Here is an 18,167-nt window from a genome sequence, read left to right as displayed (position 1 = left end):
CCCCTTCCCGTTTTCAAAAATGGGGAGGTGGTTGGTTTAGATACCGCTTACTTTTTTTAAAGCTTCACTCATACGTGTGCGCCAATCTTTTCCTTGTTTTTTAAAAGAGGCAATAACATTTGAGTCAAGGCGTAGAGTAACCGCTTGTTTGGGAGATTCAACTGGTGGACGCCCACGTTTACGGCGTTCTTCTGTTACATATTTAAAAAAGGAGGGTGGTAAAACATCTTTAGCTGGCTTTAGACGTGCAAGCTCTTCATCTGTTAGTGGTGGGGAATCCACAGCGTCCCAATCTTCTTTTGTGTAACCACATCCTTTTTTAAAGGTTTTTTTGATAGTCATTGAAAACCTCTCTTTCTTTCTTATTGGCTTGACGAAAACTGATAATGGATATCGCTTCATTGCCAAGCCTTGCAAAAACAATAACTGTTGTGCCATCAGCAAAATGCCCGATAGCTTTCATGCGGTTTGAATGTGTTGCATCAATAAGAGCATGTTCCCAGTCAAAGTAAATAACATCAGCAAAATCAAGCTTATGTTTATCAATGTTTAAAGCTCTTTTTGGTTCATCCCACACTATCTTCATATATTTTATGTACACGAAAAATAAAACCTTGTCAATAATTAAAGTGTACAATAATTCGTATATACCATTCAAAATGGAGCAACTATGAATAAGAAAACGCGTAAGGGTCTATCGGTTCGTGCGTTTGCGAAGAAGATGCGTGTTTCACCTAATGCGGTTGTTTCTCGGATAAAGACAGGTAAATTTGATGCGGCTCTTTTTGAAGATGGGTCTGTCAATGAAGCGCTTGCAACAGCTATCTGGAATGAGAATCCAACAAAACGCCCTGCCTCACTTTTAGCGCCTGATGGAAAGGTGCGGACAAAGATCAAACAAGCCTCCACAGATGGAGCCAATGAATACAAGATAAAACTGGAGCGAATGCAAGTTGCGCTTGAAAGCGAAAAGATTGCCCTTGAACGATTGCGCGAAACCACTGTTGATCGAGAAGAAATGAAAAAGGCGGCACGTGAGTTTGGAAGAGCGCACCGTGATGCTATGTTGAATTTTCCGCATCGTTTTGGTGCGAGCATTGCTGCACAAGTTGGATGTGATGCAGCCAGCCTTATTGGTGCTATTGATTATTACATGAGAACAGCTTTGCTTGAGGCGGTTAATATTCCAGTGCCTTTTCATGACCCTCATTCTCCAGAGTTAGAGCACTTGCAAGAAACGAATAATGGATGACAATGCAGTCGAAGAATTTTTCGCCAATGCCAATGACGCACGACAACCAGACCCACCGTACACGGTTTCGCAATGGGCGGATAAAAATCGATACCTTAGTACTGTAGCAAGTGCTGAGCCTGGGCTTTGGAGAACAAAGCGTACCCCTTATTTGCGCGAAATCATGGATAACCTTTCCTCTTACGTGCCAATTGAAACAACAATTGTCATGAAAGGGGCGCAGATCGGCATGTCTGAAGCAGGATTGAACTTCTGCGGTTATGCTATTCATTACAGTCCGGGACCTGCCCTTTATGTGATGCCAACGGTTGAGACAGCGAAGAAATTATCAAAGACGCGTCTTGATCCAATGATTATGGCAAGCCCTGCTTTAAGCGAACGCATTGCCCCAGCGCGGGCACGCGACAGCGGCAATACAATGTTTTCGAAAGAGTTTGATGGTGGTGCATTGATGCTTACAGGAGCCAACAGTGCTGCCGGTTTGCGTTCCATGCCTATTCGTTATCTGATTTTGGATGAGGTGGATGCCTATCCTCTCAGTGTGGATAACGAAGGTGATCCGGTGATGATAGCGGAAAAGCGGACCTCAACTTTTGTGCAGAGAAAGATTTTTAAATTGTCCACGCCAACACACCGTGACACAAGCCGTATCGCCAAAGATTTCGTGCTAGGAGACCAGCGATATTACAATGTCCCTTGTGATGCGTGTGGTGTTCTACAGCCCATTGTTTGGTCACAAATCAAGTGGCCAAAAGGTGCTCCTGAAAAAGCTGTTTTTGTTTGTGCGCATTGTGGTCATGAACATGCTGAGCACAGAAAAACAGATCTCATGTGTGAAGAAAGAGGAGCATGTTGGGTACCAACCAGTGAGTCAAGCAGACCGAATTTGCGTTCTTACCATATTTCGGCACTCTATTCACCTTGGCTTACTTGGGGGGAATGCGCCAGAGAGTTTTTAGATGCCAAGGATGATCCGGCACTTTTGCAGCCTTTTATCAACACAGTGCTTGGAGAGCCATGGGAGGATAGAACCGGCGAAGTTGTTGACCCTGATAGCCTCTATGCAAAACGTGAAGATTATCCCCTTGCACCAGAACAAGCCGTGTTGTTGACAGCGGGTATTGATGTGCAAAATGACCGCTTAGAACTGGAAGTTGTGGGATGGGGACGCAGTGAAGAAAGCTGGCATATCGATTATCACATCATTCCTGGCGACCCCTCTTCTTTTGAAGTATGGGACCAATTGGATGAATATCTTACAAGACGCTGGCCGCATCCAGGCTATAAAGATGGTATTAGGATAACGGCGGCTTGTATTGATACCGGTGGTGGACACACACAAGCGGTTTATAATTACGTGCGCCCGCGTGAGGGACGACGTATCTGGGGGATTAAGGGACAAGCGGGATGGCGTGCGGTATGGCCACGCCGCCCAAGCAGAAACAACAAAGGACAGATTAATCTCTATATTGTTGGTGTTGACGCAGCAAAAGATATTATCACGGCACGGTTTAAAAAATCCGGTCCTGAAGCATCGGGGGCTGGTGCAACACACTTTCACAAAAACCTTGATCGAGAATATTTTGACCAGCTGACCGCTGAAAGAAAAGTCATCAAATATTTTAAAGGCTTCAAGCGCATTGAATGGCAAAAAAGCGAAAAAGCAAGAAATGAAGCCTTGGACTGTAGGGTTTATGCTTATGCTGCTTTACAAGGTCTGATTTCGGCAGGAATAAACCTTAATCGAGAAGTCGATATCTTAGAAGAGCGTTTGGAAAAACTTAAAATTGAGGGCTCTTTAGAGCAGCCAACACCAAGACATGCCCCCTCTCCTGCTCCAAGAAGATCTCAGATAGCACAGCCTCAAAAGAAGCAATTCAGAACAATGATGAATCCTTATATGCAAGGGGATTGGAGGTAATTTGTGGATGAAACTTTAGAACCAATTAACAGCAAATTTTCGAGACTTGAAAGTTTAAAAAGGCGGCGTGAGCAAATTGAAGAGGCTCTTTATTCGGGAGCGCAATCGGTGCGCCATGGCGATAAGCAAGTAAGCAATCGTTCTGTTGAGGAACTTCGCAGAGCGCTTGAGATGCTGAACACACAAATAGCGGATCTTGAAGGACGCAAGCGTTCACGCGTTTTCTATTTTAATATATCACGAGGCTATTAATGGCTGGCTTTATCAATAAACTCACGGGCTTTTTTACAATTTCTCGTCAACACAATCCCCATTTTGAAGCGGCAAGTAAAAGCCGTCGCATGGGTGGTTTTGACCCCGCAAAAAAACATATCAATAAAGCCATTGAGGAATGCGGTGATACTATTGTTGCCCGTTCAAGATGGCTTTATGACAATGAAGCTCTTTATGGGTCTGCAACAGAAGAATGGGTCTCTGCGGCTGTAAGTGATGGGATTAAACCTTATCCTCGTATTGAAGGTTTTCAAGAAGAAAAGAAAAAGCTTTTAGACTTATGGTGGCAATGGGTTGATGAAGCGGACTATGATGAAGATGCCAATTTTTATGGTCTGCAAGCAACGATTGCCCGAGAGGTCTTTTTAACCGGCGAATGCTTTGTAAGACTACACTATGTCGACCTCTACGGGCGCTCTGGTGTGCCACTTCAGTTGCAAATTTATCCAACCGAAATGCTGGATTTGGCTTACAATGGACCTGCTGAGATTGAAGGCAATTACATTCGTATGGGAATTGAATTTAATGCCAGTGGTAAGCGCGTTGCTTATCATTTCTGGGAACATCACCCCTATGATGATGTCCCTGCAAATATGGCATTTGAGAGCCAAGAGCGCGTGCGTGTCCCTGCTGAAATGGTCCTTCACATCAAAGAGCGCCGTATTGCCGGACAATTGCGCGGTTCTCCCAAAATAACGCGCTGTATGACAAAGATCTTTCAACTCGAATCCTATGATGATGCAGAGCTTGATCGAAAAAGGACAGCAGCTCTTTTTGCGGTGTTTATTACAGGGAAGGAATCTCATGATGCGAAATTAGAGGAAAATCGTGAGCAAACGACGCCCCCAAAGAAGACCGAAGAGGCAGCTGACGTGGATAAAATTTACCCTGGATCGGTCAACATAGTGGATGGCGAAAAACAAATTACATTTTCCAGTCCTGTTGAGGTTGGTGGTTCTTATGAAGCCTTTCAATATCGTAATATTTTAAAAATTTGCTCGGCTCTCAATATGCCTTATGCCGTTGTGACTGGAGACGTTACGCGGGGGAATTTTTCCAATGTACGTACCTCTATCATTCAGTTTAGACGGCACGTCAAACAATGGCGCGAACATATCATTGCTTTTCAGTTCAATCGCATTGTTTGGGAGCGTTTTGTTGAAATGGCAGTGCTTTCTGGATGCGTCAATTTGCCAGGGTGGGAAGAAAATTCCTTGCCATGGCTTCAATGTGAAAGCTTTGCGCCCCCGCTTGAAATGATTGATCCAAACAAGGATATCTCAGCGGAAAAAGAAGAAATCCGTGCAGGCTTGAAAACACGACGCATGGCACTTGCCGAGCGCGGCTTTGATATCGACAGCATTCATGCCGAACTGCAAGAAGAGCACACAGACGCTCGTGCGCGCGGCTTATCTTTTGACACGGATATGGCAGCGCCCTCTGGTAGCAATCAAGTAATTGATACCGCAGATTCAGACCCTTCTGACACTTATGAAAGTAACCAAGGCAGCGAGGCACATGCAAATGGTGAATAATCTCGACATGCCGTTTTTGGTATCACGGCTTTTTGGTGTTCCTCATATGCTTGCATCGACAAAGCTTGATGTCATTTTGAATGCTCTTGCGCCGCGTCTTTTTGAGGGAGAAAAGTTTCCTATCGGGGCGTTTGGACAAGGGGATACAGCGTCTTTCAGACCCCCTGAAACTTATGTAGTGCAAAACAATGTTGCTATCCTACCGGTTCATGGCACGCTTGTGCGCCGCGGTGCATGGCTTGGAGCTCTCTCAGGGCTAACCTCTTATGAAGGTTTAAGGGCTTCTTTTCGTGAAGCCATTGCACAACCTGATGTTCGCGCTGTCTTACTGGATATTGACAGTGGTGGTGGAGAAGCCGGCGGTGTGTTTGATTTGGTTGAAGAGCTTCAAACACTCTCAAAAAAATACGACAAACCCATTTGGGCTCATGCCAATGAGTTTGCCTGTTCAGCAGCTTATGCCATTGCTTGTGCGGCTTCTCAAATATGGGTTGCACGCACGGGTGTTGTGGGCTCGATTGGTGTCGTTTGCGCCCATCTTGACCAATCCCGTGCGGATGAAAAACACGGACATAAATGGACCTTTGTCTTTGAAGGTGATCACAAAGTTCATGGCAATCCTCACGAACCCTTGGCCGATACAGCACAGATAAAAATGCAAGCCGATTGCGCCCTACTCTACGAGATGTTTGTCGATTTGGTGGCGCAAAACAGACCGCTAAATGCTGACGCAATTCGTGACACGAAGGCAGAAACTTTTATAGGCAGCCAAGCTCTCAAACTTGGATTAGCAGATACGCAAGGCACCCTTGCGCAAGCTTTGGAAGCCTTAACGGATTCCATATCACAAAACCCAACATCAACAGAAAAAGGACAAAACACATGGCACGTACACAATACCGCTCTGAAGAAGAGGATGACGAAAAGATCGTCGACATCATCAATGACGAGGAAGAGGACGAAAACGATAGTGACATCGACAAAAACGCAGAAGACTTCGACGAGGAAGAAAACGAAGATGAGGATGAAGACAATGAGGACAATGAAAACAAGCGCGAAGATATGAAAGCCGTGCTTGAAAAAGAAAGAAAGCGTGCCAAAGCACTGACCAACCTTGAAAAGCAAGCAAAGCACTTAGGCGTTTCTTTTGACGCAGCAAAAGCTATTCAAAACGGTATGAGTCTCGAAAAAGCACGCCAGTGTGTGTTGACGGCTGCTAGCTCTCAAAGCGCGTCTTTAAAACTCTCGCCTTATACCCCTCATAGTGATGGGACGAGCAAGGCAAAGATTCACGCAAAATGGGAAGCAGCTTGGAGGGCAGTGAAATGACAAATATTATTTATGACGACGTACGCAATGGCGCTTATCTTGGACCCTACGACCCCGATATGTCAAACGAAGAAGTGGTGTTTGCATCAGGAGCATTCATTGAAGCGGGAACTGTCATGGGAAAGATAACCGCAACGGAACACTATGTCCCCCTTAATCCAGCAGCAACAGATGGCAGCCAAACACCGGCAGGGATTTCTTTTGCCACTGTTGACGCAACAGGCGCCGATCAACGCGCCGTGATTACAGCACGCTTATGCGCTGTAAAAGCTTCTGAACTGCTATGGCCAGATGCCATCACGGATGAGCAAAAGAATGCGGCCATTCAGTCTTTAGAAGACCATAACAACATTCTATTGCGATAGGAGAATGCACACATGGATATGAATTTTTTTAAACATGATGCTTTCTCAAGCATCACAATGATGAAAGCCATCGAAAACTATGAGTTTCAACCTGGTCTTGTGAGCTCTCTTAATCTTTTTGAGGAAGTTGAAACCAGTACCACAGTGGTTGGTATTGAACGGCGTGATAATACATTTTCGCTTATTCAAACCAGTGAACGCGGGGCACCTTTGGCAGAAGGCGACAGAGAGGGGCGTAATCTTCGGTTTTTTAAAACAACACGTATTGCCAAAAGTGATACAGTGAAATCAGAAGAAATCCAGAACCGGCGTGAATTTGGCACAGAAGATCAGTTAGAGACGGCAATGAAATATATTGCCAGAAAACAAAAGAAACTGATTTCTGAAATCGAATTGACATGGGAAAATATGCAACTTGGCGCTGTTCAAGGCGTTGTCCTTGATGCTGATGGCTCCGTGATTGTCGATTGGTACAAAGAATGGGAAATCACACCACCAAAGCCCATTGACTTTAAACTAAATACAGAAACAACCAATGTTGCTGACCATGTTGACCAAGTCATTATGAGGATGATTGAGGCTTCAAAAGGAGCATTTTCTGATCGTTCGCGGATTATTGGGCTTTGTGGAAATGAATTCTTTTCCAAGTTGAAAAACCATAAAACAATTCGTGAGACCTATTTAAACACAGCCTTAGCACAGACACTCAATAGCGCAGGAGGTGTTGCAACACCAAGCGCAATTGGTTCTGGAAGTTTTGGCAGTTTTGACTTTGCAGGTGTCACTTTCATTAATTACCGGAGTATCCACAACTATAATGTGAGTGCGAAGGCTGGAACAAAGCGCGCCATAGGCATTAAGCCTGATGAATGTCAATTCTTCCCTGTTGATGCGCCTGGTGTATTCCAAAAAACCTTTGCTCCTGGTGAAAGCTTGGATTTTGCTAACACCGTTGGAAAACCTCTCTACACCATGCTGATCGTCGACCACGACCGTAATGCATGGGTAAAACCGGAAGTTTATAGCTATCCGCTTTACATCTGCACACGCCCAGAAATGCTGTTTAAAGCCGTGATTGGAGCGAAATAACATGCGATGGCACGGGCTGCTAAACCAAATGGTTAAAGATGTGCGCAACACCTTTGGGCAGCCCATCATCTACACGCGAAAGGACAACCAGCAATCTTTTCGTATCACAGCGATTTACACCATTAAGCATTCAGAATCGGATGCTGGTGGTAGAATCCCTACCACAATTGCAAGAAAGGAACTTGATCTTTGTATCAATGATATCGGAGGATTACCACCAAACCCTCAAGATAGTGTTGTAATCATTTCCCCTGAAAACAGCAAGGCTCCCTCTTCTCAAGAGCACTTCGTGATCACAGATGTCCAAGCCTCTGAATCCGGTATGTATAAGCTTATCTTGCGTAACGAATCTTCATCTAGCAAGCAGCTTTGATTACATTTCTGAGATACAGAAGGGGAATAAAATATCCCCCTTCTGCTTTTTTAACATTCACTCAATTGGAATGCGCCAAGCTTTTCGCCCATAGTGTTTCGCGTAAAGTCTTTGACCCGTATAAGGACATCTACGCCAAGTGCGAAAAACGTACGTTTTACTTTCTTTAAACTTCTGTGTATTATACATGGAAGTTCCTTTTTAGGTGAATGAGCCTAGACAAGAAACATTTACAATGATACAATTCCGCCTGTGCTTACAGGTTGCATCTTGTTGTTTCCTGTCTGGTTTTACGTTAGCGAACCATAACCTAACGTAAACTCTTTATGGGTTTGAGCTGCAACTCAAACCCTTTTTATTCTGATTTAATATTTAATGTTTTCATTCTAACCTTTGCTGCTTGTAATGAAACTTTATAGCACTTAGCGACCTCTTCTGGAGTCTTAAATTTGGGCATACCTGAACGTGGCATTAAAAGTTCAGCGGCAAACTGATCAGCTTGCCGTTCTGAACTGCGATAAGCAGGTATTTCATGAGAATCAATTACGCGTTGTAAGGGTAAATTTGTATGTAAAAAGAGGTGAGCAAATTCATGAGCAACTGTAAATCTTGCACGACCATTACCATCGTACGCATCTCTATAAATATCTTCTCTTAAAACGATGAACTTACCTTGTGGATCAGTTAAACCACCCACATTTCCAAGTTCTTTCTTATCTGCGATACGTAAATGAAAATCTAGCTTCATATTAGGCAAAATGTGTTCAATAAACTCCATTACTGGAAAATATTGGACATCTGACAATTGTAATTCCATTCGAAATAAACCAGCTAAATAACTAATTTTGTGCCAACTACGAGGAGGAACTTCATAATCAATGCTTTTATACACCTTCTATTTACCTTCTTTTTCTTTTATCTGTTTCAATAATTTTTTCATTTTTTCTATATTTTCTGGAGAAATGTTATCTATAACTCTAGCAAACATACCAACAAGTTCACCTGTGGATAAATTAGAAGACTTTATTGTAAAACTCTTACGGCAGGAATCAGCCTCTTTTCTTAAGAGAGAAGCCATATCTTGATCTAAATCGTATAATTCTATGATCTTTTCTTCCATACCAACAGGCACAGATTTTTTGCCAATCTCGACAGAAGATAAAAACGCTACAGATATACCTAATTTATCAGCCATATCTAAAAGGCGTTCTGCACGATCAATACGGAGTTTTCGTATGGTTTTACCAAATGGTGTAAGCATCAAATAGAACTCCAAAGGACGGATAATTAATCTTAATAGGTTGAATATATTTTATCTTAAGATATAAATCAACTCTTTTTTTTACAATAATTACAAATTGCCAATAGCAAAAATTTAAAAATTATCGAAAGTAGCTTGACATTATGACAGTAGTATGAATAATCGAATCAGGTGCCTAAGAAACACCTTAAATAGTAAGCGGATTTGGTTACGAAACAATCTCTTCTCCGCACGTTTAAAGGCTTTGACTCATTGTATGTTACACGCATATAATGATCTTGTCGGGTGTAGTTACGCTATACAATACCCTTATGGGGAAAGCATAACGACGGACTTACTACCGTGTTTCTTAGCACCCGGCACTCTTTAATTGAGTGTCATTAAGAAACGTCTAAATAGTAAGGAGTTCTCATGAACACTCTTATTCCGATATCGGAACAAACCATTGGACAGGAAATTGTTCAAACCGTTAATGCACGTGATTTACATACGTTTTTAGAAGTAGGTAAAGATTTCTCTACTTGGATTAAATATCGCATCAACAAATATAATTTATTAGAAAATCAGGATTATTTAGTTTTCACCAATTTTGGGGAAAACCTCCAAGGTGGCCGTCCCTCTAAAGATTATCATCTAACTTTAAGTGTAGCCAAAGAGCTCTCTATGCTTGAGAACAATAAGAAAGGTAGAGAAGCTCGTTTATACTTTATTGAGTGTGAAAAACTTGCAAAACAAGTAGCAACACCACAAGTTGACTACTCCAAACCCGAAGCATTACTTGGCGTCTTGAATCACTTACAAAATCAAATCGAACAGAAAGATCATGTTATTGCTGAATTAGCACCAAAAGCAAAAGCTTTGGATGGCTTAAAGCGCTCTGATGGTTTGTTTGGCTTAATTGAAGCAGCAAAGATGTTAGAGGTACGACCAAAGGACTTAACAGATTACTTGCGTAAACATGATTGGGTGTATCGACGGGCTCCAGGGGCGCCGCTGTTACCTTATCAGGAGAAGATCAAGAAAGGCTTTATGGATTGCCCTGCTATCACCATTCAAAGACCGGACGGAACAGAAAAGATACTCCCTTCAACAAAAATCACACCAAAAGGATTAGCTTGTTTGAGAGAACAAATCCACGGGGGTGTACAATGAAGGTAGATACTAACTTCTTATGCGATTTGTGGATAGCTTTGTTTCGGTTTTCTAATGATGAAAATATTAACGACAAAGAATGTACTGCTTTGGTTGACATCATGAGTCTGGTAGAAAAGGTTTTGATTTTAAAACTTCAAGATGAGGTGCCCAATATACTTAAAATCTTAACAGTTCTAACAGATTTTGGAGATTCAGAACTACCGCATAGCATGGATTCTTTGTTGCGAGCCTATGCTCCTACTTTGGAAAGCCCCATTAAAAAGGTTGCTTAACTCAAAAACACAACTCCCCTCCCTGTTCTCAAAAATGGGGAGGTGGTTAAAAACGAATGTTTATAAAGAGAAAAATTACAGTTTAGAAGAAATGTATCTGTTTAAACTCACACCATTTTCAGCGGCTTGTATTGCAAGTTTTCTATGGAGTTCTGGTGGTATTCTTAATTGAAACTTACCACTGTATTTACCATGTGACAAAGGCACAGGAACTTCTTCTCCATTATGTTGCATGTCCTCAACAACTTCTGAAACAAGGTCCATAATACCTTTTAAAGCTTTCTCTGCTTGAGCATCTAACCATGAAAGGGATGGGAATTCTGCACACAATCCGACATATTCCTCATCTTCTTGCGACCACAAAACACGATATGTATAATGATTATTGTTCATGTTTCATCCTTTCTATCGCTTGTAAGACTTGTTTGACTTGATAAGCTTTTGCTTTGTTACCAGAATCTTTTTGAATATTCACACGGGGATCACCAAGCCACGGTGTTTTAAAAACAAAATGACTTGAACCATTGTTCCGTGGTTCTCCAAAGAAATAGACACACACAGCCAACAAATCTGAAAACTTGATGTTCTTTGGTGATGCTTTCATCAAGCTGATTATTTTTTCAACTTTATTGCTCATAACCAATAATAGTATCATTATTAATCCTAGTCAATCTTTTATACACTTAATTGGACAGAAACACCCATGCATCCTAGAGAGACGATCAGGGAAAGCTTTGTTGCATTGATCAAAGCAGCAAAGACGGCTTCTGGTGACAATGTTTTCAATATGCGCGATTTCAACTTTTCCCCTGAGAACACGCCCGCAATTAATATCTCAACACAAAGTGAAACGATTGAAGATGGCTATGATTATGGAGTAAGGCGGCGCGTTTTAATAGTGGATGTTGAATGTTATGCGACATGTGAAGGTGGAGCACGTTTTGTTGATCAATTAGCATGGGAAGTTGAGGAGATTTTTTACGCTAATCCTAATCTTAACAACACAGTTGAGGCATGCCGCCTACAAAATATTGCTTTTGCCTTTGGCGATAATGGCGCCCTAGCGCTCCATGGTGCAATTTTAACCTTTGAAGTCATTTATGTAACAAATATCCCCAACATGGATGAAGAAGAAGGCAGTGTAACAGCAAGACTCGTTGAACCTTTCTTAAGCTTTGAACCAGAGACAGGCCTGAAAAACAAAGATAAATACCATAAAATCGAGGTTACTCATGTTAGAGCGGCGCGATAAAGAAATCACAGATTTAAAAAGACGTGTGGCAAATATGGTTGTGGTGGGTAAGATTAGCCATGTCGACCATAAAAACGCACGCTATCGGATAAAAAGTGGAAATCTTGTTAGTGACTGGATTCCAGATACACAAGCCCGCGCCGGTAAAACACGCTCTTATGAAGGGCGCGATGTTGGAGAGCAAGTGATTGTTGTTTCATCATCAGGGGATTTATCGCAAGGAGTGATTATTGGCTCCATTCATACAGATGCTAATCAAGCAGCCGATAAGGGCAGTATTCACCGAACGATATACCCTGATGGAACCAGCCTTGAATATGATGATGAACAAAACAGCTATGCACTCACTATCAAATCAGGCGGAAAATTTATCCTGACAATCGCTGATGGTGTGTCACTAAAAGGTGATGGTGGTAAGCTAGAGCTTACAGCACCAGAAGGCATAAAAATTGTTTCAGAAAAAGATATAAGTCTAAACGCAGATGGCAACATTTCTTTGAAAGCCGGTGGTGGCGTTTCACTCAATTCGGGTGATGGTCTCTCTCTTCACTCCGGTGATGATGTTTCCATCCATTCAGGTGGATTAAAGCACAACGGCAGCAATGTAGGAGCAACACATGTTCACGGCGGTGTTACTCCTGGTGGCTCCATGACAGGAGGTCCCAATTGAACAGTGGAATGGACCGTACAACAGGAAAGCCATTGACCGGCATTGATCATTTGCGTCAATCAATCCTTGATATTTTGTCAACACGCATTGGCTCGCGTGTGATGCGGCGTGATTATGGTTCACGTGTTGCGGAACTCATTGATGCACCGGTTAACAATGCTTTTGCTGTTGCTCTTTATGCTGCTGTTGCTGAGGCGTTAGACAAGTGGGAACCGCGTTTTAAATTGAAAAAAATTGATTTTAAAATGGTTGATGCTGGACAAGTTTCCTTATCCTTTGAAGGTATTTATTTGCCATCCGGCAAGCTCATCACCATGGAAGGATTACTAATAAAATGAATGACGTGCTTGCAAAACCAGAAATCATCACAGAACTTTCTTTTGAGGAAATACGTGCTGCTGCTCTTGCCCATTTAAAAGAACTTTTGCCTGAATATACCATTCTCGAAAGTGATCCGGCCGTAAAAGTCATTGAAGCTTTTAGCTATCGAGAGCTGCTTTTAAGGCAGCGTATTAACGAAGCGGCACGCAATAACATTCTTGATTTTGCAACTGGTGAATCTCTTGACGCTTTAGGAAATTGGCATGGTCTTGCCCGCATGGAGGGTGAAAGTGACGAGAGGTATCGTGAACGCATAAAGCTTCATACCCGTGGTGGCAATGGGAGCGGGACAGAGCCCTATTACAAGCTTATAGCCTTAACAGCAGATAGTCGTGTTAAGGATGCGATTGTTTATCGGAAAGGCAAAGACCCAACCATCTATGTTGCTCTTTTTGGCAACAATGAAGAAGGAACAGCATCCGAAGATCTCTTACAAACAGTCTCACAAGCTCTTAACAAAAAGAATATCATCATGACAAATGATACAATCATTGTTCACGCTGCTGTAAAAAAAGTAATAGATTTAGAAGCAGATGTTTGGCTGTTACCGGAAACATCGTTGAAAATTCTCACGACAATGGAAGCAAATTTAAGAGCAGCATGGAGACAAGAACAAGCCATTGGTCGTGAATTAAGCTTATCGTGGTGGATTTCGAAACTGATGATCCCTGGTGTTCAGAAAGTGATTGCCGTTGCACCAACACAAGACAGTGCGGTTTGTGATGAAGAAGTTTTAGCGATTGGAAAAATCACCTTAAACTTCAAAGGGCGTGTACGCTAATGGTTGGCTCCCTACTCCCCACAAACGCAACGGAATTTGAAAAGCGCCTTGCCGATGCTTGCGATTTTCATAAAGATGTTGACGGTTCTGTTTTGGGGATTTCACGCTCTAAACTGATCACACGCCCTCCCCGCTTCTTACCATGGTTGATTGAAGAATATGGACTTGGAGAGCTTACGCCTTATGTTCCAAATCTCTATGATTTGATTGATTCTGGTCTTCAATGGCAGCGCTTGCGCGGCTCCCTTGCGGCAATAGAGTTGGGGCTTGAATGGCTTCAGATTACAGCACGTTTTGTGCCCGCATGGACAGGGCGTGCATGGTGGAACTCCTTTCAACTCTACTTTGATCAGTTGCCTGAACGCAAAAGCCTTGAAGCCATTGAAGCAATCACCGACCTTTCCAAAAGTCTGCGCTCTGATTTTCGCCGTGGTGTTTATGGCTATGACGTTGAGGCATCGCAAGGCAATATGTCACGGCTTGATGACAGCATGTTGGAGTATGAGAGCGGTGTAAGCTTAACAGCTGGGAATGCTTTGTTTTCCTTTGGACGCACGACAGAGATAGAGCGCGTTCTCACAAGAGAAGAAGGCAAGCTTATTGGCAATTGGATAGATGATGGGGATGAGGAATTAAGCTGGGATCAAATCGATTATCCATGGGACATGGCAAATTTTCCGTGGTGTTCGGTCAAAAAACATGAACGCGATATACTCATGGCAGAATGGTTTAGCAACCGCACGCTTTATCTCGTGTTAAGAGACAGCCAAGATGGCGTGATTGGGTATCGAAGATGCTATGCTGTAGCGCCTGTCGAACAGGCTTTGGATGGTGTTTATAGCCATTGTGGTAACAAATTTAATCCTTCCACAACAGGCACTCTGTTGTTTCTTGCTGCCCGTACAGATTTTCACGATGTTAACGATAAACAAGCAGCATTTATTTCCATTCTCGTTCACGGCATTCCCAAACAAGATATCCCCTTTGGCAAGCTTTGGTGTGAGCCTGATGAACTAAGTGGCGGTGTGGAGATACTCAAAACGCCTATCACTATTCCTTTGCGCGCCGATGTTCGCGAACAATTCAAGATTTTATTGAGGTTTTAATATGAAGCATGAAAGTGGTTTGCCCTTTGCAATTGACAGATCTCGCGGCAAAGACGAACAACAAAGCGTTGTCTTTTATGGACAACGTCCCTTTATTCAAGCTGGTGAACTCAACGAGGTTCAAACCATCATAAGGGGACGCCATAACCGCTTGGGGCGCCTTGTGGCCAAAGAAGGTGACCGCGTTGAACGCGCCGATGCCTTTGTCAACAAAGAAACACAAACCGTCACCTTAACGGATGGCAAGATTTATATTGCCGGTGATATTTTCCCCGTTGCACCCGCTGTACTCAAAAATGTTTCCATGATTGGACGGTTGGAAATTGGTGTAAAGCTCCAGAAACAGTGGAGTACACATGAGGATGATCCAGAGCTGTTGGGACAAGTTCCAGGCACCTTGGCAGAAGGAGAACCTGGTGCCGCACGCGAAACAGCAAAACTTGTTTGGGCACTGAAAGATGATGCGCAAGACGGCACTTTCTTTCCGGTTTATATTTTGCAAGATGGTGTTCTGATTGACCAAAAATCCCCATCATTGCTTGAACCAGCCATGCAAGCTATTGCGACGTATGACCGTGCGCATGGGCATTATATCGTGAGTGGCTGCCGTGTGAGTGCATTGGGAGCCAATAACGGCTGCCAAGTCTTTAGCATTCAAGAGGGAGAAGCCAATATCAATGGCTTTAAACGCAAACGCTTAGCCGCCTTGCGCCATGAAGAGGTGGAAGATTTTTCGACAAGCGTTGTGCCAAGCGAAACCCATATCTTTGCGCCTCAAAAGGGCAAGACAAGTTTTACCTTTAAACCCTATTATTTTCCTATTGCTGATATTCATTCTCTTTTGCTTACAAAAGAAAAAACCGTGACAATCACCCGTGGTGCAGTTGCTTCAGGGCGTGATGGTGTTCCTGATAAAAGCATCACCTCTTTTATCAAAGTCGTTCAAGGAAGCAAGGAATTTAAAGAAGGCACAGATTTTAAAAAAACAGGAGACACCATTGATTGGGCACCCGTGGGAGACGAACCTTTAGTGGGAAGCACCTATCAGGTGACATATCGTTACCGTGCAAAAATCACTGCCGATAAGGTAACAGCACAGGAAATTACAGTATCAGGTGGTGCTGATGGTGGGGATATTATTATCAGTTATACTTACAAATTACCGCGCATTGACCGTATAGGTCTCAACACACAAGGCAATGTCGTTTACATCAAAGGGGTTTCATCAGACCAACCCATGGCACCAAGTGTTCCCGATGATGTGTTGTCCCTTGCAACCATCACCAACAATTGGCTTGATACTCCTCTTGTGATTAACGATGGCACACGGGTTGCCCCCTATGATGAGATGTGGCGCTATTTTCAACGGGTGCTCTCTCTTGACCGGTTGATGCAATTAGAGCGCATTAAAAGCAATGTGGACTCTAAAGAGCCTGTCGCTAAAAAGGGCATGTTTGCTGACCCTTTTCTTGATGATAGTTACAGAGATGAAGGCTTTCAACAAACGGGGGCTGTAGGCAGTGGCATTTTACAGCTCGCCATTGATCCAACATTTTACACTGCTCCTTTAAAAGCGCCTGTTACGCTTGACTGGACAAATGAAGTGATCATTGCACAAGAATTGACAACGGCTTGCGAAAAAATCAACCCCTATCAAAATTTTGCACCCCTGCCTGGTACAGTAACCGTTGACCCCGCAACAGATTTTTGGCACGAACAGCGCACCGATTGGCTCTCGAGTGTTACCAATCAACTGAATATGGGATGGAACCGTGGCAGAACTATCCGTAACACAGAAGTGCATGATGATCTCATCAATGAAACTCAAAAACAAATCGATTTCTTAAGACAAATTACCCTTCACTTTAAAATTGAAGGTTTTGGCAAGTTAGAACAATTAGAAAGTCTTACCTTTGATGGTGTGAATGTTTTGCCAAAAACAAAGCTTGTTGCTAACACCAAAGGCACCCTTGAAGGTACTTTTAAGATTCCTGAAAACATTCCTGCTGGCACAAAAAATGTTGTGGCACGGGGAAAAGGTGGAACCATTGCTACGGGTCTTTTTACTGGGCAAGGCGTGATTGATGTGAAAGTGATGCGGCGCACCACCACGGTGCGTATCTGGACACAATTTGACCCACAAGCGCAGGTCTTTACTCCTGATGAAACACGGCAAATCACAGGAATTGACTTTCATCTTTGCAAAATCGGTGATCAAAACCATGATCTGGTGATTGATTTGGTCACCACTGAAAACGGTTATCCGACCGCCGATATTCAAGCACAAAGCTTTTATTCTATGAAGGGCGCAAAAACAGGTTGGGCTGGAACACACTACGATGTACCACTCCTTGTCCCCGATGATCGTCTCACCGCCTTTGTCATTAAAACCGATGATGCTGATCATTCCGTCTCCTTGGCAAAGCTTGGAGATTTTGATGCAGAACACCAGAGATACGTCTCAAGCCACCCTTATGTAACGGGACCACGTTTTTCTTCAGTTAACGCGCAAAGCTGGACCGCCCATCAAGATGAGGCTTTAGCCTTTCGTGTGTTGGCGGCCCGCTACACACAAACAGAAAAGACTCTTGATCTTGGCACATTTGATCTTGTTGACTGCTCTGATTTACAAATACGCGCAGCCATTGAATTGCCTTCAAGCGAGTGTTCTGTCATCTTTGAAATTGAAAGAAACAATGGCACGGTTTATCAACTCCTGCCCTTTCAATTGCTGAGCCTTACCGAATATATCAGTGAAAAAGTCAAACTCCGTGCCATTCTCAAAGGCACGGAAAAGCTTTCACCCGTGTTATTTGCTCCTGTTCAATTGATTGCGGGAAAGATCCATAAAACAGCCACTTATGTCACCCGTGCTTTTGCCTTTGGGGAAAAGGCAAGGTTAACGAGCTATATCAAAACTTTTTTACCGGGCGGTGCAACCTTCACACTCGAGATGCAGCTGGATGATGGTGCTTTTGTTCCTCTCACATTAGACGAAACAGAACAACTCACTGAACCACTTTGGACAGAGCGCAAATTTGTGAGCAGCGACAAAACAGCCAAACAAGCACGCTTGAAACTCACGCTTACCGGTGGACCAGCAGCGCGCTCAATGGTGAGCGATTTTGGCGCCGGCATATTATGAGGGGATG

General features: G+C 43.2%; 22 protein-coding genes and 1 pseudogene. 17 read left to right on the top strand and 6 right to left on the bottom strand.

The window, feature by feature from the left end; translation table 11 throughout:
• Positions 1-36: 36 nt before the first annotated feature.
• Together LBE40_RS03100 and LBE40_RS03095 are read right to left on the bottom strand one after the other, a co-directional pair.
• Positions 37-342, bottom strand: a complete 306-nt coding sequence (locus tag LBE40_RS03100; protein ID WP_004859794.1) for a BrnA antitoxin family protein — start codon at positions 340-342, stop codon at positions 37-39.
• Entirely contained in the window at positions 320-586 is a 267-nt protein-coding gene (locus LBE40_RS03095; protein ID WP_004859792.1) for a BrnT family toxin, read from the bottom strand. The genes LBE40_RS03100 and LBE40_RS03095 overlap by 23 nt, the downstream gene beginning before the upstream one ends.
• A gap of 84 nt (positions 587-670) precedes the next feature.
• Here LBE40_RS03095 and LBE40_RS03090 point away from each other — a divergent pair, with 84 nt between their 5' ends.
• From LBE40_RS03090 to LBE40_RS03050, 9 genes and pseudogenes are all read left to right on the top strand, one after another.
• Complete coding sequence (locus tag LBE40_RS03090) at positions 671-1,252, top strand: hypothetical protein (RefSeq protein WP_004859790.1); 582 nt, start codon at positions 671-673, stop codon at positions 1,250-1,252.
• Positions 1,245-3,173 carry a phage terminase large subunit family protein gene (locus LBE40_RS03085; protein WP_252615228.1) on the top strand — a complete coding sequence of 643 codons (1,929 nt, stop codon included), beginning with the start codon at positions 1,245-1,247 and terminating at the stop codon, positions 3,171-3,173. Before LBE40_RS03090 ends, LBE40_RS03085 begins: the two co-directional genes overlap by 8 nt.
• Before the next feature lie 3 nt (positions 3,174-3,176).
• Entirely contained in the window at positions 3,177-3,425 is a 249-nt protein-coding gene (locus tag LBE40_RS03080; protein ID WP_004858786.1) for a phage head-tail joining protein, read from the top strand.
• On the top strand, positions 3,425-4,981 hold the full coding sequence (locus LBE40_RS03075; protein WP_252615227.1) for a phage portal protein: 1,557 nt from the start codon (positions 3,425-3,427) through the stop codon (positions 4,979-4,981). Before LBE40_RS03080 ends, LBE40_RS03075 begins: the two co-directional genes overlap by 1 nt.
• Positions 4,938-5,759: pseudogene (locus LBE40_RS03070) on the top strand (S49 family peptidase); the annotation flags it as partial. The gene LBE40_RS03075 and the pseudogene LBE40_RS03070, both read left to right, overlap by 44 nt.
• A gap of 284 nt (positions 5,760-6,043) precedes the next feature.
• Positions 6,044-6,310, top strand: coding sequence for a hypothetical protein (locus tag LBE40_RS03065; RefSeq protein ID WP_040296893.1), 267 nt, complete (start codon positions 6,044-6,046; stop codon positions 6,308-6,310).
• On the top strand, positions 6,307-6,675 hold the full coding sequence (locus tag LBE40_RS03060) for a head decoration protein (RefSeq protein ID WP_004858792.1): 369 nt from the start codon (positions 6,307-6,309) through the stop codon (positions 6,673-6,675). The genes LBE40_RS03065 and LBE40_RS03060 overlap by 4 nt, the downstream gene beginning before the upstream one ends.
• A gap of 12 nt (positions 6,676-6,687) precedes the next feature.
• A complete protein-coding gene (locus tag LBE40_RS03055) occupies positions 6,688-7,764 on the top strand; it encodes a major capsid protein (RefSeq protein ID WP_004858794.1) in 1,077 nt (358 codons plus the stop codon).
• A 1-nt stretch (position 7,765) separates the two neighbouring features.
• A complete protein-coding gene (locus LBE40_RS03050) occupies positions 7,766-8,137 on the top strand; it encodes a head-tail joining protein (protein ID WP_004858797.1) in 372 nt (123 codons plus the stop codon).
• A gap of 355 nt (positions 8,138-8,492) precedes the next feature.
• Here the strand turns inward: LBE40_RS03050 and LBE40_RS03045 are convergent, their stop codons facing one another.
• Together LBE40_RS03045 and LBE40_RS03040 are read right to left on the bottom strand one after the other, a co-directional pair.
• Positions 8,493-9,029, bottom strand: a complete 537-nt coding sequence (locus LBE40_RS03045; RefSeq protein ID WP_004858798.1) for an ImmA/IrrE family metallo-endopeptidase — start codon at positions 9,027-9,029, stop codon at positions 8,493-8,495.
• 3 nt (positions 9,030-9,032) lie between these two features.
• Complete coding sequence (locus LBE40_RS03040; RefSeq protein WP_004858800.1) at positions 9,033-9,398, bottom strand: helix-turn-helix domain-containing protein; 366 nt, start codon at positions 9,396-9,398, stop codon at positions 9,033-9,035.
• Between the two features lie 411 nt (positions 9,399-9,809).
• On the opposite strand from LBE40_RS03040, the gene LBE40_RS03035 reads away from it, so the two are divergent.
• Entirely contained in the window at positions 9,810-10,550 is a 741-nt protein-coding gene (locus LBE40_RS03035; protein ID WP_252615226.1) for an antA/AntB antirepressor family protein, read from the top strand.
• Positions 10,547-10,825 (top strand): hypothetical protein, encoded by a 279-nt coding sequence (locus LBE40_RS03030; protein ID WP_004859795.1) that lies wholly within the window; start codon positions 10,547-10,549, stop codon positions 10,823-10,825. The genes LBE40_RS03035 and LBE40_RS03030 overlap by 4 nt, the downstream gene beginning before the upstream one ends.
• Positions 10,826-10,900: 75 nt before the next feature.
• Here LBE40_RS03030 and LBE40_RS03025 read toward each other — a convergent pair whose 3' ends face one another.
• Both LBE40_RS03025 and LBE40_RS03020 read right to left on the bottom strand, forming a co-directional pair.
• The gene (locus LBE40_RS03025) at positions 10,901-11,218 is read right to left on the bottom strand and encodes a type II toxin-antitoxin system HicB family antitoxin (protein WP_004856761.1); all 318 of its coding nucleotides are present in this window, start codon (positions 11,216-11,218) and stop codon (positions 10,901-10,903) included.
• Positions 11,208-11,480, bottom strand: a complete 273-nt coding sequence (locus LBE40_RS03020) for a toxin HicA (protein ID WP_004856763.1) — start codon at positions 11,478-11,480, stop codon at positions 11,208-11,210. The genes LBE40_RS03025 and LBE40_RS03020 overlap by 11 nt, the downstream gene beginning before the upstream one ends.
• 48 nt (positions 11,481-11,528) lie before the next feature.
• Between LBE40_RS03020 and LBE40_RS03015 the strand changes: the two genes are divergently transcribed.
• Genes LBE40_RS03015 through LBE40_RS02990 form a run of 6 tightly spaced genes read left to right on the top strand, consistent with a single transcriptional unit; the run spans position 11,529 to position 18,160 of the window.
• Positions 11,529-12,077, top strand: coding sequence for a hypothetical protein (locus LBE40_RS03015; protein WP_004858805.1), 549 nt, complete (start codon positions 11,529-11,531; stop codon positions 12,075-12,077).
• Complete coding sequence (locus LBE40_RS03010; protein WP_004858806.1) at positions 12,058-12,747, top strand: phage baseplate assembly protein V; 690 nt, start codon at positions 12,058-12,060, stop codon at positions 12,745-12,747. Before LBE40_RS03015 ends, LBE40_RS03010 begins: the two co-directional genes overlap by 20 nt.
• The gene (locus LBE40_RS03005; RefSeq protein WP_004858808.1) at positions 12,744-13,085 is read left to right on the top strand and encodes a GPW/gp25 family protein; all 342 of its coding nucleotides are present in this window, start codon (positions 12,744-12,746) and stop codon (positions 13,083-13,085) included. Before LBE40_RS03010 ends, LBE40_RS03005 begins: the two co-directional genes overlap by 4 nt.
• Entirely contained in the window at positions 13,082-13,909 is an 828-nt protein-coding gene (locus LBE40_RS03000; RefSeq protein WP_004858809.1) for a baseplate J/gp47 family protein, read from the top strand. The genes LBE40_RS03005 and LBE40_RS03000 overlap by 4 nt, the downstream gene beginning before the upstream one ends.
• Positions 13,909-15,015 (top strand): phage tail protein, encoded by a 1,107-nt coding sequence (locus LBE40_RS02995; RefSeq protein ID WP_004858811.1) that lies wholly within the window; start codon positions 13,909-13,911, stop codon positions 15,013-15,015. Before LBE40_RS03000 ends, LBE40_RS02995 begins: the two co-directional genes overlap by 1 nt.
• Position 15,016: 1 nt before the next feature.
• Complete coding sequence (locus LBE40_RS02990; RefSeq protein WP_004858813.1) at positions 15,017-18,160, top strand: DUF4815 domain-containing protein; 3,144 nt, start codon at positions 15,017-15,019, stop codon at positions 18,158-18,160.
• Positions 18,161-18,167 lie beyond the last annotated feature (7 nt).

The sequence above is a fragment of the Bartonella taylorii genome (assembly GCF_023920105.1).
Taxonomy (GTDB): domain Bacteria; phylum Pseudomonadota; class Alphaproteobacteria; order Rhizobiales; family Rhizobiaceae; genus Bartonella; species Bartonella taylorii.
Note: the sequence above shows the minus strand (reverse complement) of the source record. Positions and strands in the feature narration are given on the sequence as shown.

Bases quoted from the DNA above. Each gene is read 5' to 3' on its own strand.
- LBE40_RS03100 (WP_004859794.1), bottom strand. From the start codon at position 342: ATGACTATCAAAAAAACCTTTAAAAAAGGATGTGGTTACACAAAAGAA.
- LBE40_RS03095 (WP_004859792.1), bottom strand. From the start codon at position 586: ATGAAGATAGTGTGGGATGAACCAAAAAGAGCTTTAAACATTGATAAA.
- LBE40_RS03090 (WP_004859790.1), top strand. From the start codon at position 671: ATGAATAAGAAAACGCGTAAGGGTCTATCGGTTCGTGCGTTTGCGAAG.
- LBE40_RS03085 (WP_252615228.1), top strand. From the start codon at position 1,245: ATGGATGACAATGCAGTCGAAGAATTTTTCGCCAATGCCAATGACGCA.
- LBE40_RS03075 (WP_252615227.1), top strand. From the start codon at position 3,425: ATGGCTGGCTTTATCAATAAACTCACGGGCTTTTTTACAATTTCTCGT.
- LBE40_RS03065 (WP_040296893.1), top strand. From the start codon at position 6,044: ATGAAAGCCGTGCTTGAAAAAGAAAGAAAGCGTGCCAAAGCACTGACC.
- LBE40_RS03060 (WP_004858792.1), top strand. From the start codon at position 6,307: ATGACAAATATTATTTATGACGACGTACGCAATGGCGCTTATCTTGGA.
- LBE40_RS03055 (WP_004858794.1), top strand. From the start codon at position 6,688: ATGGATATGAATTTTTTTAAACATGATGCTTTCTCAAGCATCACAATG.
- LBE40_RS03050 (WP_004858797.1), top strand. From the start codon at position 7,766: ATGCGATGGCACGGGCTGCTAAACCAAATGGTTAAAGATGTGCGCAAC.
- LBE40_RS03040 (WP_004858800.1), bottom strand. From the start codon at position 9,398: ATGCTTACACCATTTGGTAAAACCATACGAAAACTCCGTATTGATCGT.
- LBE40_RS03035 (WP_252615226.1), top strand. From the start codon at position 9,810: ATGAACACTCTTATTCCGATATCGGAACAAACCATTGGACAGGAAATT.
- LBE40_RS03030 (WP_004859795.1), top strand. From the start codon at position 10,547: ATGAAGGTAGATACTAACTTCTTATGCGATTTGTGGATAGCTTTGTTT.
- LBE40_RS03025 (WP_004856761.1), bottom strand. From the start codon at position 11,218: ATGAACAATAATCATTATACATATCGTGTTTTGTGGTCGCAAGAAGAT.
- LBE40_RS03020 (WP_004856763.1), bottom strand. From the start codon at position 11,480: ATGATACTATTATTGGTTATGAGCAATAAAGTTGAAAAAATAATCAGC.
- LBE40_RS03015 (WP_004858805.1), top strand. From the start codon at position 11,529: ATGCATCCTAGAGAGACGATCAGGGAAAGCTTTGTTGCATTGATCAAA.
- LBE40_RS03010 (WP_004858806.1), top strand. From the start codon at position 12,058: ATGTTAGAGCGGCGCGATAAAGAAATCACAGATTTAAAAAGACGTGTG.
- LBE40_RS03000 (WP_004858809.1), top strand. From the start codon at position 13,082: ATGAATGACGTGCTTGCAAAACCAGAAATCATCACAGAACTTTCTTTT.
- LBE40_RS02995 (WP_004858811.1), top strand. From the start codon at position 13,909: ATGGTTGGCTCCCTACTCCCCACAAACGCAACGGAATTTGAAAAGCGC.
- LBE40_RS02990 (WP_004858813.1), top strand. From the start codon at position 15,017: ATGAAGCATGAAAGTGGTTTGCCCTTTGCAATTGACAGATCTCGCGGC.